15 protein-coding genes are annotated in these 13296 nt (G+C 67.7%); 6 read left to right on the top strand and 9 right to left on the bottom strand.

Annotated features, from left to right (window positions below):
• The first annotated feature begins 260 nt into the window (after positions 1-260).
• On the top strand, positions 261-1136 hold the full coding sequence (locus tag ACWPOC_RS03865) for an aldo/keto reductase (protein WP_455408038.1): 876 nt from the start codon (positions 261-263) through the stop codon (positions 1134-1136).
• Between the two features lie 70 nt (positions 1137-1206).
• Complete coding sequence (locus tag ACWPOC_RS03860; protein WP_455408037.1) at positions 1207-1944, top strand: acetoacetate decarboxylase family protein; 738 nt, start codon at positions 1207-1209, stop codon at positions 1942-1944.
• A 13-nt stretch (positions 1945-1957) separates the two neighbouring features.
• Here the strand turns inward: ACWPOC_RS03860 and ACWPOC_RS03855 are convergent, their stop codons facing one another.
• Entirely contained in the window at positions 1958-2578 is a 621-nt protein-coding gene (locus tag ACWPOC_RS03855; protein WP_455408036.1) for a hypothetical protein, read from the bottom strand.
• A gap of 84 nt (positions 2579-2662) precedes the next feature.
• Between ACWPOC_RS03855 and ACWPOC_RS03850 the strand changes: the two genes are divergently transcribed.
• The gene (locus tag ACWPOC_RS03850) at positions 2663-3283 is read left to right on the top strand and encodes a TetR/AcrR family transcriptional regulator (RefSeq protein ID WP_455408035.1); all 621 of its coding nucleotides are present in this window, start codon (positions 2663-2665) and stop codon (positions 3281-3283) included.
• A gap of 6 nt (positions 3284-3289) precedes the next feature.
• On the opposite strand, the gene ACWPOC_RS03845 is transcribed toward ACWPOC_RS03850, so the two are convergent.
• Genes ACWPOC_RS03845 through ACWPOC_RS03835 form a run of 3 tightly spaced genes read right to left on the bottom strand, consistent with a single transcriptional unit; the run spans position 3290 to position 5453 of the window.
• Complete coding sequence (locus ACWPOC_RS03845) at positions 3290-3985, bottom strand: GntR family transcriptional regulator (protein WP_006550439.1); 696 nt, start codon at positions 3983-3985, stop codon at positions 3290-3292.
• Positions 3972-4712, bottom strand: coding sequence for a maleate cis-trans isomerase family protein (locus ACWPOC_RS03840; protein WP_230788452.1), 741 nt, complete (start codon positions 4710-4712; stop codon positions 3972-3974). The genes ACWPOC_RS03845 and ACWPOC_RS03840 overlap by 14 nt, the downstream gene beginning before the upstream one ends.
• On the bottom strand, positions 4713-5453 hold the full coding sequence (locus tag ACWPOC_RS03835; RefSeq protein ID WP_230788456.1) for a maleate cis-trans isomerase family protein: 741 nt from the start codon (positions 5451-5453) through the stop codon (positions 4713-4715).
• A gap of 140 nt (positions 5454-5593) precedes the next feature.
• On the opposite strand from ACWPOC_RS03835, the gene ACWPOC_RS03830 reads away from it, so the two are divergent.
• Positions 5594-6508, top strand: a complete 915-nt coding sequence (locus ACWPOC_RS03830) for a D-2-hydroxyacid dehydrogenase (protein WP_455408239.1) — start codon at positions 5594-5596, stop codon at positions 6506-6508.
• A gap of 32 nt (positions 6509-6540) precedes the next feature.
• Positions 6541-7911, top strand: a complete 1371-nt coding sequence (locus ACWPOC_RS03825; protein WP_455408034.1) for an amidase — start codon at positions 6541-6543, stop codon at positions 7909-7911.
• 69 nt (positions 7912-7980) lie between these two features.
• Here ACWPOC_RS03825 and ACWPOC_RS03820 read toward each other — a convergent pair whose 3' ends face one another.
• Together ACWPOC_RS03820 and ACWPOC_RS03815 are read right to left on the bottom strand one after the other, a co-directional pair.
• Positions 7981-8475: a DUF3830 family protein gene (locus tag ACWPOC_RS03820; protein ID WP_016694735.1), complete on the bottom strand. Its 495-nt coding sequence runs from the start codon at positions 8473-8475 to the stop codon at positions 7981-7983.
• A 22-nt stretch (positions 8476-8497) separates the two neighbouring features.
• Positions 8498-9739, bottom strand: a complete 1242-nt coding sequence (locus ACWPOC_RS03815) for an aspartate aminotransferase family protein (protein WP_120281311.1) — start codon at positions 9737-9739, stop codon at positions 8498-8500.
• 181 nt (positions 9740-9920) lie between these two features.
• On the opposite strand from ACWPOC_RS03815, the gene ACWPOC_RS03810 reads away from it, so the two are divergent.
• Entirely contained in the window at positions 9921-10856 is a 936-nt protein-coding gene (locus ACWPOC_RS03810; protein WP_455408033.1) for a PRC-barrel domain-containing protein, read from the top strand.
• Positions 10857-10932: 76 nt separating this feature from the next.
• Here ACWPOC_RS03810 and hsaB read toward each other — a convergent pair whose 3' ends face one another.
• Genes hsaB through hsaD form a run of 3 tightly spaced genes read right to left on the bottom strand, consistent with a single transcriptional unit; the run spans position 10933 to position 13295 of the window.
• Entirely contained in the window at positions 10933-11520 is a 588-nt protein-coding gene (hsaB, locus tag ACWPOC_RS03805) for a 3-hydroxy-9,10-secoandrosta-1,3,5(10)-triene-9,17-dione monooxygenase reductase subunit (protein ID WP_120281309.1), read from the bottom strand.
• On the bottom strand, positions 11520-12419 hold the full coding sequence (gene hsaC, locus ACWPOC_RS03800) for an iron-dependent extradiol dioxygenase HsaC (RefSeq protein ID WP_120281308.1): 900 nt from the start codon (positions 12417-12419) through the stop codon (positions 11520-11522). Before hsaC ends, hsaB begins: the two co-directional genes overlap by 1 nt.
• Positions 12420-13295, bottom strand: coding sequence for a 4,5:9,10-diseco-3-hydroxy-5,9,17-trioxoandrosta-1(10),2-diene-4-oate hydrolase (hsaD, locus tag ACWPOC_RS03795; RefSeq protein WP_455408032.1), 876 nt, complete (start codon positions 13293-13295; stop codon positions 12420-12422).
• Position 13296: the final 1 nt, after the last annotated feature.

Raw genomic sequence — 13296 nt, 5'->3', positions numbered from 1 at the left:
TCGGCGGCGCTCCCTGCGAAAGATCGGTGATGCGCCTCCTCGATTCCTCGGCTCCGCTCCCCGTTCGTCCCCGCCGCGTCCTCGTGGCGGGGACGAACGGTTCCGGCAGGACGACCATCGCCGCGGGGATCGGGGAGATCCTCGACCTTCCGCACGTCGAGATCGATGGGCTCCATCACGGTCCGAACCGGCCGGGAGGAGAACATCTGATCGTCCGGGATTCCTCGCGCCCACCGCGGCGGCTCGCTAACGTCGGAGAGATGACACCTCCCACGATCACGCTGAATTCCGGAACGACGATCCCGCAGCTGGGCCTGGGAGTCTGGCAGGCCACCGACGACGAGACCGAACACGCGGTCCGATACGCGATCGACGAGGCCGGTTACCGGCACATCGACACGGCCGCGGCGTACGGCAACGAGGAAGGCGTCGGGCGCGCGCTCGCCGCGTCGTCGGTGCCGCGCGAGGACATCTTCGTGACCACCAAGCTGTGGAACTCCGATCAGGACTACGAGCCGGCGCTGAAGGCCTTCGACACGAGCCTGAAGAAGCTGGGCACCGAGTACGTCGACCTGTACCTGATCCACTGGCCGCTGCAGGACCGTGAGCGGATCCTGCGCACCTGGGACGCCCTCGAGAAGATCGCCGAGTCCGGGCGTGCGAAGGCGGTCGGGGTGTGCAACTTCGAGCCGCACCATCTGCAGTTGCTGGTCGATCGTGGCGGGCTGCTGCCGGCGGTGGATCAGGTGGAGTTGCATCCGCACCTGTCGCAGCAGGAGATCCGCCGGTTCGCGTCCGAACACGGCATCGCCGTGGAGTCGTGGAGCCCGCTCGGGGGCACGAGCAACTCGGGCTGGGGTCCGAACTCGAAGCCGAACACCCTGCTCGTCGACCCGATCGTCACCCGCATCGCCGACCGTCACAGCAAGTCGGCCGCGCAGGTGCTGATCCGCTGGCATCTGCAGAACGGACTGATCGTCATCCCGAAGTCGGTGCACGAGCAGCGTATCTCCCAGAACATCGACGTCTTCGACTTCGAGCTCGACGAGCTCGACCTCAGCGAACTCGACACGCTCGACGACGGCACGCGGGTGGGCGCGCATCCCGACGAGATGAACATCGGCGCCCCCTCCTGATCCCTTCCCTCCGGAACTGGAGCGTGTTCTCATTGTCGGGGTACGCACGTCCGACTTCCGGAAGGCAGCGATGAGCGAGACGACGACGCATCTGGTGCTGGGCCAACCGGTCACGATGCCCGTGCAGGTCCGAACGGCCACGGCGTTCATGGGGATGTTCTCGGTTCCCGTGCGCCCCGCGCAGGAACTCGTCGCCCACACCGGGCTCGAGATCCTGCAGTACCGGCCGGGCCACGGGATCTGCACGATCGTCTTCGTGGACTACGTCGACGGGGATCTCGGCCCGTACAACGAGTTCGGGGTGTGCTTCCTCGTCCGCAACCACCGCAACCGCGGCGACGGCATCGTCGACGACTGGCGGAGCCTGGTCGGCGGGCAGGCCGGTGCGCTCATCCACCACCTGCCCGTCGACGGCGACTTCACTCTCGCGGCGGGACGCGGCATCTGGGGTTTCCCGAAGACCCTCGCCGACTTCGACGCCGACCACGACAGCAGCACCAAACGTGGTTCGGTCTCCGCCGACGGAGCGCTGATCGCCGAACTGACCGTGGCGCCCGGACTTCCGGTTCCGGGCAAGGGTCTCGCGGCCTCGCTCGCCGCCTACTCGCACATCGACGACGTCACCCGCTGCACGACCTGGGAGATGAATCCGAGCGGCGTGCGCACCCGGCTCGGCGGCGCGACCCTGCGGTTGGGGACGCATCCGATCGCCGACGAACTGCGGTCGCTCGGTCTGCCGCGACGCGCACTGGCCTCGTCGTCGATCCCCGATCTGCGGATGACCTTCGGCGACGCGACCGTCGTCTGACGATCCTGAGGACTCAGGAGAGCGCACCCGAGACGGCGAGGACGATCACTGCGACACCCAGCAGGGTGTCGAGCACACCGCAGAACTCCGCGAGCGAGCGGGCGACCACGGTGTTCCGGCGGAAATGAACGTAGTCCCACGCGGCGTGACCGAGCAGTCCGAGCCCGACGATCACGCCCGCCGGGACGGGGGTGACGGTCACCGCGGCCACCGCGACGGCACCGAAACCCAGCATGGCCACGGCCGACTGCCCGACGAACATCGCCCGGCCGGCCGGGGTGCGCGCGAGTCCGTAGACGGCGCCGGCGGCACCGAGCGCGACCATCACCACGGTGATCTCGACCGGCACCCCGAGCGCGACGACGGCGACCTTGCCGACGCCGATCACCGCGACGGCGCCGAGGAACAGCGGCCAGGCCGCGCTGCGACGACCCAGCACGGCGGCACCGAGATAGACCAGTGCCGCGCCGGTGAGGATCGCCGGGAAGTCGGTGCCCCCGTCCGCGAGGACGAACGCGGCGAGGGCGACTGCGACGAGGCTCGGCCACCGGCGCAGCACCCCTCGTAGCAGCGCCTTCGGGTCGATGCCGGTCGCAGATCGATCGACAGGAACGGTGATGTCGGAGCTCGTCATGAGGATCCGCCCTAAGTTGAACAGTGATGTTCGAATTGATGGTCAGCGTAACCTGAACATCAGTGTTCGACAAGAGGAGGATCCGTGACCACCCACGAGGCATCCCGCCGTCCCGAATCCCCCCGCCCCGAATCCCCCCGTGCCAGGAAACGTGCGGACGCCGAGCGGAACATCGAGGCGATCCTCCACGCCGGGCGCATCGCACTGAGTCGCGCTCCCGGCGCGAGCATGGGGGAGATCGCCGAGGTCGCCGGCGTCGGGCGTGTCACGCTCTACGGCCACTTCCCCACTCGCACAGAACTCGTCACCGCCGTGGTGCAGCGCGCGCTCGCCGAGGCGGAGGAGACCGTGGACCGGATCGACCTCACGGGCGACCCACGCGACGCCCTGCACCGCCTCATCGCGGGTTCGTGGTCGCTGACCGCCGACGCGGGGGCACTGCTCGCGGCCGCCGAACAAGCACTCCCCGCCGAGGACGTCCGCGCCGCACACGACGGCCTACTCGCCCGCGCGACCGCCCTCATCGAGCGCGGTCGCGCCGAAGGGGCGTTCCGCACCGACCTGTCGTCATCCTGGCTGGCGTCGGTCCTGCACAGTCTGGTCCATTGTGCCGCAACCGAAGTCGCGGCAGGACGGTTGTCGGCGGAGGACGCCGCCGACTACATCGCCGCAACGGCCCTGTCGTCGTTCACCCCGCCCGCCTGAGCGGTATCAGCCGGACGCGATCACGCCGTCGACATTCTGACGCTCGCGGAGCCGGGTGACCGTGTCGTGCAGGTGCTCGTCGAGCAGACGCCGCACCTCCTCCCGGTCGGCGGTGCGGATCGCCTCCCGCAGCACGACGTGCTCGTCCACCTGCACATGCAGGTCGGGATAGGTGGTCTGCAACGCGCCGAGGCACATCCGCGTCTCGACGAGCAGCGTGCGGGCCGCCCGCACGAGCCGCGGACTGTCGGCACTGGCCACGAGGATCTCGTGGAAACGCCGGTCGCCGTCCGAGACACCGGTGGCGTCCTCGCGTTCGGCGGCGGTGCGCATCTCCTCGATCGCCGGTTCGAGGGCCTTCCACGTCTGTTCGCGACGGCCGTCCAGCACCAGGTCGAGGGCACCGCCCTCGATGACCCAGCGGCTGCGGTAGATGTCGACGACGTCGTCGAAGGTGAGCTCGGTGACGAAGATCCCCCGGTTGCGGATGCTGTAGAGCAGACCCTCGGACAGCAACCGCTGCATGGCTTCTCGTAGCGGGCCCCGCGATACCTGGAAGTGCGCCGCGAGTTCGGCCTCGCCCAGCTGTTCCCCGGGACCGAGCGCACCCCGGACGATGGCCGACCGGATCTGTTCGGCGATGAGCTCGGCCGTGGACGGCCGGGTGACAGGACGTAGATCTTCCAGATCACCGAGCACCATGATCGGTATCCTCCTCGAACAGTGAGCCCAGGTCCGGGCATTCCACTGTATATCCGGCGAGTTCCAGGCCGTGCCACACGGTGACCTGGTTGGCGGTCAGCACCGGCTTGCCGGTCTCCTTCCCGAGCTCCCGCATGATCCGCAGCGTGTGCATCGCGGTGTCGGGGACAAGGACCGCCTGTGCGTCGGGATGATCGTTGGTCCTCGCGAATTCGAGGACGGCCTCGTCGGTCAGGGTGCCGACCTCGGCAGCGGTGTCGATGCCGGCGTCGGCGAGCGAGACGACGTCGACACCGGCGTCCGCGAGGAAGGCGACGAACAGTTCGGCGACGTCCCGCGGATAGCTCGCCGCCACGGCCACCCGGGTGATTCCGAGCGCCCGTAGTGCGGCGACGAACGCGATGCTCGTGCTCGTCGTGTGCACGCCTCCCGCATCCCGGGAGAGTTGCTCGACCTGGGTGCGTGCCCCCTCGGGTCCGTACACGAAGCTGCCCGACGTGCACGCCCACACGAGGGCGTCGAGGGGCTCGTCCGCGAACTGCGCCGCTCCCCCGGCGAGCTTGGCCGGGCTCCCGAGGTCGAGGAGTTCGGGAACGGCGTGCAGATCGGTTCCGTAGATGTGGGCGACGGGCAGGTTCACCCCCAGGAGTTCGGCGGCGAACGGGTAGTCGTCCTCGGCGGCATGATCCGGGTAGACGATCCCGACGGTCGGACGGTCACGATGCATTCAGAACACTCCTCTCAACCACTTCCCCGGCCCGGTCATGGGCAGCTTCATCCGTCCCAGGCACGCCCAGATGGTGAGCTGGTTGGCCGTGAGGATCGGCTTGCCGAGTTCCCGTTCGAGCGGCGCGATCAGGTCGTAGGTCGGCAGGTTGGTGCAACTGACGAAGATCGCCTGTGAGTCCGGGGTGTCGGCCCCGATGATGTGTTCGGCGATGGTGCGGTAGTTAACCTTCCAGATGCCGCCGCCGAGCCCGAGATGTGACGACCGGACGACCTCGGTTCCGGCCTCCTTCAGGAAGTCGTGCAGCAGGTCGGTGAGTTCCCGGTCGTAGGGGGTGATCACCGAGATGCGGGTGAGGTCGAGTTTGTGGAGGGCTTCGAGCAGCGCTCCGGAGGTCGTGACCGCGCACGATGCGCCCGCTTCGCAGATCGCGTCGCACAGGGCCTTCTCGTAGGCAACCCCGTTGACGAAACTGCCCGAGGTACACAGATAGGCAACGACTTCCGGTTCCACCGACAGCACGTCGCGGGTCGCGACCATGAGGTGCCGTCGGTCGGACACCAGCTCGGCCATGGCACGGCTGACCGGCACCGGCTCGTAGGGGGTTCGAGCGAGGTGCAGGGTGACCTCGAGCGGCGCCCATCGCCACAGTTCTCGTTCCAGGGCGAGATCGAAGGGTGCGATCACACCGATGCCCCGCTGAGCCAGAGGACCTTCGAATTCGGGAATGTTCAGTTCCATGCGGTCCCTCGGCTTCGTCAAGAGTTCCCTCAGCCTTGAGGATTGTTGACAATAATACGAGGCGCTCATACGGTGTCAACGTGGATGCCCAGCCGGTCGTTGCAGTGCTTCATGCCGAAGCCGTGCCGGATCGTGCGTGGATGGCGCCGGTGGCCGAACACGCCACGGTGCGCTACACCGAGGCCTCCGGTCTGGCCGACGCGCTCGACGGCGCCGACATCCTCTTCGCGTACGACTTCCTCACCGACGCGCTGCCTGGAGCCTGGTACGCCACAGCGTCCCTGAAGTGGATCCATGTCGCCGCGGCCGGAGTCGACGCCCTCATGTTCCCCGAACTGCGCGACAGCGACGTGGTCGTCACCAACTCCCGCGGAGTCTTCGACGGGGCGATCGCCGAATACGTGCTCGCCCAGATACTCTCCTTCGCCAAGGACATCCCCGAATCGCTGCGGCTCCAGCACGAGCACATCTGGAAGCACCGGGAGTCCGAACGCATCGCCGGTCGCTCCGTGCTCGTCGTCGGCACCGGCCCGATCGGTCGCGCGATCGCCCGCCTGCTCACCGCCGTAGGGATGACGGTCCAGGGCTCGGGCCGGCGCTCTCGCGACGACGACCCCGATTTCGGTCGCGTCACCGCGACCGCCGACCTTCCGGCCGCCCTCGCCGACGTCGATTTCGTCGTCGTGGCCGCACCTCTCACGGATCAGACCCGGCACCTGTTCGACGCCCGGATGTTCGCCGCGATGAAGCCACAGGCCCGCTTCGTCAACGTCGGGCGTGGCGAGCTCGTGCGCACCGACGACCTGGTCGAGGCACTGCGGTCGGGCACGATCGCCGGCGCCGCGCTCGACGTGCTCGACGTCGAACCGCTCCCCGAGGGCCATCCGCTCTGGGACATGCCGAACGTCTCGATCACCCCGCACAATTCGGGGGATTTCGTGGGCTGGCGCGATGCGCTGATGGACGTCTTCGTCGACAACTTCCACCGTCACCGCAGTGGCGGACCTCTTCGGAACGTGGTGGACAAGAAGCTGGGTTACGTGCCCGGCGCGTGAAAGTCGGCATCGTCCGACGAGAAGGAGGCACGATGGAGCCCACAGACATGACCGCCGTCGAACTCGTGTCGGCGTTCTCCTCGGGCGAGTTGTCTCCCGTCGAGGTGACGCGGGCCGTGCTCGATCGGATCGCGGCGCACGACCGCGAGATCAACTCGTTCTGCCTCATCGACGAGGAGAAGGCCCTCGACCAGGCGCGCAGGTCCGAGGAACGGTGGCGGACCGGCTATTCGAAGGGCCTGCTCGACGGGGTTCCCATCTCGATCAAGGACGTCTTCCTCACCGACGGATGGCCGACCCTGCGGGGCTCGCAGGCCGTCGACGAGAACCAGGACTGGAACGTCGACAGTCCGGTCGCGGCCCGGCTGCGCGAGGACGGAATGGTGCTGGTGGGCAAGACCACCACCCCGGAGATCGCGTGGAAGGCGGTGACCGATTCGGCCCTGTACGGGGTGACCACGAATCCCGTCGATACGACGAAGACCGCCGGTGGCTCGTCCGGTGGCAGCGCGGCGGCGGTCGCGGCCGGCTTCGGTCCGTGCTCCGTCGGCACCGACGGTGGGGGCAGTATTCGCATTCCCGCATCGTTCTGCGGCGTCGTCGGATTCAAGCCCACCCACGGCCGGATCCCGATCTTTCCCGCCAGCCCGTTCGGGCCGCTCGCGCACGCGGGGCCGATCACCCGGACGGTCGAGGACGCAGCGCTGCTCACCGACATCCTCGCGCTGCCCGATCCCCGGGACCCGACGGCCCTCGCACCGCCCCTGACGACCTTCCGCGGTGGCCTCAACCGCGAGGTGGTGGGGATGGATGTCGCCTACTCCAAGACCCTCGGCTACGTCGACGTGGACCCCGAGGTCGGTGAGATCGTCGACCGGGCGGTCCGCGTCCTCGACGAGGCCGGACTGCGCGTGACCGCTGCCGACCCCGGTTTCATCGACCCGCTCGAGGCCTTCGAGAACCTCTGGGCGGCAGGCGCGGCCACGATGTTGAAGACCTTCCCCGAGGGCACGCGGGACAAGGTGGATCCCGGCCTCGGACGCGTGTGGTCCCACGGCGAACAACTCGGTGCCGTGGACTATCTCGAGGCCCGGGCGGTCGCGGCGGCGGTCGGCATCACGATGGGGATCTTCCACCAGAAGTACAACGTGCTGATCACCCCGACGATGCCGATCCCCGCCTTCGAGGCCGGCCACGACGTGCCTCCGGGTTCATCGCTGACCTCGTGGCCGCAGTGGACTCCGTTCACCTATCCCTTCAATCTCACGCAGCAGCCGGCCATCAGCATCCCCGTGGGCACCACTTCGGCGGGTCTGCCCGTGGGTCTGCAGATCGTCGGGCCGCGGCACTCCGACGACCTACTGCTCGCCGTCGCACGGTTCGCCGAGTACGCATTGATCTGAGATGAGAAGAGCAACACGAGAAACGGCACCGCACATTCCGTGCGGTGCCGTTTCTCGTGTAACGCCCGTCTATGCGCGTGCGAAGCTCAACGTCTCCCCCACGACCCCCTGGATCCACAGGTCGTTGCACGCCACGGCGAGTTCGGGCAGACCCTCCTCGATGGTCGCGAAGACGTTGCCCGGAACCCAGCCCACATCGCCGTTGAGCAGCAGATTGTTCCGGCCGTAGAACAACGCCAGGTCGGTTGCTCCCTGCTGCGCGTGGGCCTGCGATCCGGGTTCGTAACCGTATGCGGGATTACCGATCTCCCACGGTTCGAAGTCGAACAGGCACACATCCCCCGGGATCGGCGTCACCGTCGGGTTCTCCCGGTGCGGTGCCGCGGTGATCCTCGGGACGAGGGTGTAGAGCTCGTTGCGCGCGTACTTGGCGTGGAAGGCGGAGCCGCTCTGCGGCAGGGCGTCCCACACCGCCGCGCAGGTGAGCGGCGCCTCGTCGTCGAGAAGCCGTGCTCTGCACGTGATGTCGCGTTTGTCGAGAGTGATCGTGATGTATCGGGCCACGCGGACTCCCTCGTTCGACGGATTATCGGACCTCGGCGAGGACCTCGGACCAGATCCCGAGCGCATCCTCGATCTGCTGGGCGGTGACGATCAACGGCGGGATCATGCGCACCACGTTCATGTGTGCACCGCAGGTCAACAGCAGCAGCCCCTTCTGCGCGGCGAGTTGTTGCGCTGCGGTCGCCCGTTCCCGGTCCGGTGCTCCGTCCGTGGTGAACTCGAGGCCCACCATGAGACCGAGGCCGCGCACGTCGCCGATGGCGTCGGTCGTGTTCTCCCGTGCGCCGGAGAGCAATTCACGTCCACGCACGGCGGCGTTGTCGACGAGCCCCTCCTTCTCGATCACGTCGAGAGTGGCCACGGCCGCCGCGCACGAGACCGCATTCGCCCCGTACGTGCCGCCCTGCGATCCCGGACGGGCGCGTTCCATGAGCTCCTCGGAGGCGGCGATACCCGACAGCGGGAAACCGCTCGCGAGGCCCTTGGCGATGGTGATGATGTCGGGCCGCACGTCGAAGTGCTGATGGCCGAAGAACTTTCCCGTCCTCCCGAATCCGGTCTGGATCTCGTCGAAGACGAGCAGGATGCCGTGTTCGTCGGCCCGCTGCCGCAATCCCTGGAAGAACCTGGTGTTGCCGGGGACGTAACCGCCCTCGCCCAGGACCGGTTCGACGACGAAGGCCGCGATCTCGTCCGGCGCCACGAGAGTCGCGAACAGGTAATCCAGCTCCTGCAGGGCGAAATCGGTCGATTCCTCCTCCGACCAGCCGTAGCGATAGGCCGTGGGGAAGGGAGCGACGTGTACACCGCCCATGAGCGGCGAGAACCCTGCGGAGAAGCGGGTTCCCGAGGTCGTCATCGTGGCGGCGGCGACGGTCCGGCCGTGGAAACCGCCGTGGAAGACGACGATTCCGGGTCGTCCTGTCGCCTGACGGGCCAGACGCAGCGCCGCCTCGACGGCCTCGCTGCCCGAATTGGCGAAGAACAGTGAGTCGAGTCCTTCGGGCAGCACCGTGCCCAGACGTTCGGTGAGTTCGAGCAGGGGCCGGTGCATCACGGTCGTGTACTGCCCGTGGATGAGCGAGCCGATCTGCCGGCGGGCGGCCTCGACGACGTGCGGGTGACAGTGACCGGTACTCGTGACGCCGATACCGGCGGTGAAGTCGAGATACCGACGTCCGTCGGTGCCGTGGATGTAGCACCCCTCGGCGTGGTCGACGGTGACGGGCGTTGCCTGCAGCAGGCGGGGTGAAAGACGGGTCATGACGATCCCTCCGAACAGCCGAGGGCGCGAACCCCCGTGCCGGTTGTCGGATTGTTGACAATATGGATAACACGCGGGGATGGACGACGCAACGGCGAGCGGTGTAACGGCAGCGTTTCGTCACTCCCACCGGAGGGCATCCGCACAGCAGGAAGCCGCATCGCCCACGGATGAGGACATCATGATCAGCAACGACGACATCGACACCCTCGCTCGCGCCACCGCGTACGGGCCGGACGGTGACAAGCTCGGACGCGTCGGAGAGGTCTACCTGGACAACGACACGGGCCGACCCGCCTGGATCACCGTCGTCACGGGTCTGTTCGGAACGCGCCGGCACTTCGCCCCCATCGACGAAGCCGTGCTCGACAGCACCGGAGTGCGCCTGCCCTTCGACAAGGACACGATCACCGGCGCCCCGAACATCGACGAGAACGGTGAGCTGACCCCGCTCGAGGAGGACGAGCTGTACCGCTACTACCGCCGGTTCGGGGACACCCCTGCAGGGGGTGGATCCGCCGGCGATCAGGGCGGATTCACGGACGATCGGGCCGGGTTGACCGACGAACGGAGCGGAGACGAACGGAGCGGACTCGGCGAGCGGAGCGCCGCCGGTGGTGGTCTCGTCGGTGGCGCGGCCGGCGGACCGGGAGGCACCGGGACGCCGCACACCGGCGAGACGTACGGCACCACCACACCGGCGGGAACCGGGCATTCACCGACACCGCCCGACGTCGCGCGTGAGGAGATCGCCGGCAACTATCGGCCGAGCGAGGGCCAGCGCGACGAATCGCTCGAGCACTCGATGCCGGGGCATACCGCCTCGACGCCGTCCACACCCTCCGGCACCGCGCAATCGACGGCGGACACCGCCCGCCATGCGGCTCCCGGCAGCGGCAGCGATCAGGAGATCGTCGGTCCGGGACCGACGGGACCGGCGCACTTCACGCCGCCGCAGTCGGCCGACACCGACACGAGCACGACCGACGCGAAGACGGACACGGCAGGCGGCCCGGACGCCGACCGGCCGCGCAAGCCACGCCTGGTGCGCCGCGTCGTGACCACGGAATACTACGAGGAGTCACCGGACGACGCGACCGACACCGATCGCTCCTGATCCACACACGAAGCCGGGACGACCACATTCGATGTGGTCGTCCCGGCTTCGTCGTGCAGTACTTACAGTCTGCGATCTACAGCCAGGTGTCTTCCGTGACGGAGGTGAGGAACGCTTCGAGATCGTCGCGCCAGGGCGCCGGAGTCGTCTTCTCCGGTTCGATCCCGGTGTACTGCCCGCGGTAGAAGAGCAACGGGCGTTCCTTCTCGTCGCGCACCTCGCTCAGCGACGAGACGCGACCGAATACGACCCAGTGGTCTCCCCCGTCGTGCACCGTCTCGACCGTGCAATCGATGTGCGCAAGCGAGCCCGTCAGGACGGGTGAGCCCAACGGGGAGGGCGTCCAGTCGAGTCCGGCGAACTTGTCGGGTTCGCGGGAACCGAACCGCGCGCAGGTCTCCTGCTGTTCCTCGGCAAGGACGTTGACGCAGAACCGGCCCGCTCGTTCGATGGCCGCCCACGACCGCGACTGCTTCGTGGGGCAGAACAACACGAGCGGCGGGTCGAGCGACAACGCTGCGAACGACTGGCACGCGAATCCCACAGGCGTTCCGTCGTCCTCGGTGGCGGTGATGACGGTGACGCCGGTGCAGAACTGCCCGAGCACGGTGCGGAAGGCCCGCGGGTCGATCGCACCGTTCTCTCCGTCCTCCGGCGCGGTCATTACTGCATTCCCACCGAGAAGTCGTGGCCCCACAGGCTCACGGCCGTGGATTCACGGGCGATCCAGTCGTCGTCCTCGACCTGCAGCCCTTCGCAACCGAATTCGACGTCGAATCCGCCGGGGGTCTTCATGTAGAAGGACAGCATCTTGTCGTTGACGTGGCGCCCGAGCGTCGCCGACATCTTGACCTTCTTCCGCAGTGCGCGGTCGAGGGCGAGACCGACGTCGTCGGAGTTCTCCACCTCGATCATCAGGTGCACGATCCCCGACGGGGTGGGCATGGGCAGGAAGGCGAGGCTGTGGTGGCGCGGGTTGCATCCGAAGAACCTCAGCCAGGCCGGTTTTCCGTCGGCGGGCCGGCCGACCATCTGCGGAGGCATCCGCATGGAGTCGCGCAGGCGGAAGCCGAGCACGTCGCGGTAGAAGCGCAGCGATTCCTCGTCGTCGCGGGTCGAGAGCACCACGTGGCCGAGGCCCTGCTCGCCGGTGACGAACTTGTGCCCGTACGGGCTGACCACGCGGCGGTGTTCGAGGGCGGCACCGTGGAACGCCTCGAGGGTGTTGCCCGACGGATCCTGGAAGACGATCAGTTCGTCGACGCGACGATCGGCGAGCTGCTCGGCGGTGCCTTCCTTGAACGGGACACCTGCCGCGGACAGACTGTCGCGAACCGTCTGGAGATCGGCGGCGTTCGCAGTCTCCCAACCCGAGACGAGCAGCTTGTCGGACTCGTGCGGCTCGATGACGAGCCGGGCCGGGAAGTCGTCCATCCGCAGGTACAGCGCATCGGCGTGGGTGCCCTTGCCCTCGATCATGCCGAGGACCTTCAGGCCGTACTCGCGCCAGGCCGGGACGTCGGTGGCGCCGATCCGGAGATATGCCAGCGACCGGATACTCATCTACTCGACTCCATCCGTGAGGAAATCCACTGTCAGGCGGTTGAATTCGTCGAACTTCTCGAGCTGTGCCCAGTGGCCGCATCCACCGAACACGTGCAACTGCGCGCGCGGGATCATCTTCAGTGCGACGAGTGCACCGTCGAGGGGGTTGACGCGGTCCTCGCGACCCCAGATCAGCAGTACCCGCTGACGGAGCTTGTAGGCGTCGCGCCAGAGCATTCCCTTCTCGAACTCGGCACTGGAGAACGACTTCCCCATCGCCTTCGCCGCGGCGAGCGACTCGGAGGTGCTCGCCGACGCGAACCTTTCCTCGACGAGCTCGGGGGTGATCAGCGACTGGTCGAAGACCATGATCCGCAGGAACGACTCGAGATTCTCGCGGGTGGGTTCGTACGAGAACCGGCCGAGATTCTTGACGCCCTCGGTGGGGTCGGGTGCGAACAGGTTGACGCTCAGCCCACCCGGTCCCATGAGGACGAGTCGTCCGGCGCGCTCGGGGTAGTCGAGTGCGAACCGCACGGCGGCGCCGCCACCGAGCGAGTTGCCGAGGAGGTGGACGCGGTCGGTGATCCCGAGGGTGTCGAGCAGGTCGTTCAGCGCGGACGCGCTGTGCACGAAGTACTGCGGATGCTCGGTCGGCTTGTCGGACCTTCCGTAGCCGGGCTGGTCGACGGCCAGCACGTGGAACCGTTGTGCCAGCACCGGAATGTTCCTGGCGAAGTTCGACCACGACGACGCGCCGGGGCCCCCGCCGTGGAGCAGGACGATCGTGGTGTCGTTGCCGACGCCGGCCTCGTGGTAGTGCAGGCGGAGGTCGTCGCGGACCTGCGCGAAACGGGAGGTCGACTCGTAGGTGATCTCGTCGATTGCGGTCACA

This window comes from Rhodococcus sp. 5G237, assembly GCF_053764735.1.
The sequence above is the reverse complement of the archived record's forward strand: the minus strand, read 5'-3'. Positions and strand labels throughout refer to the sequence as shown.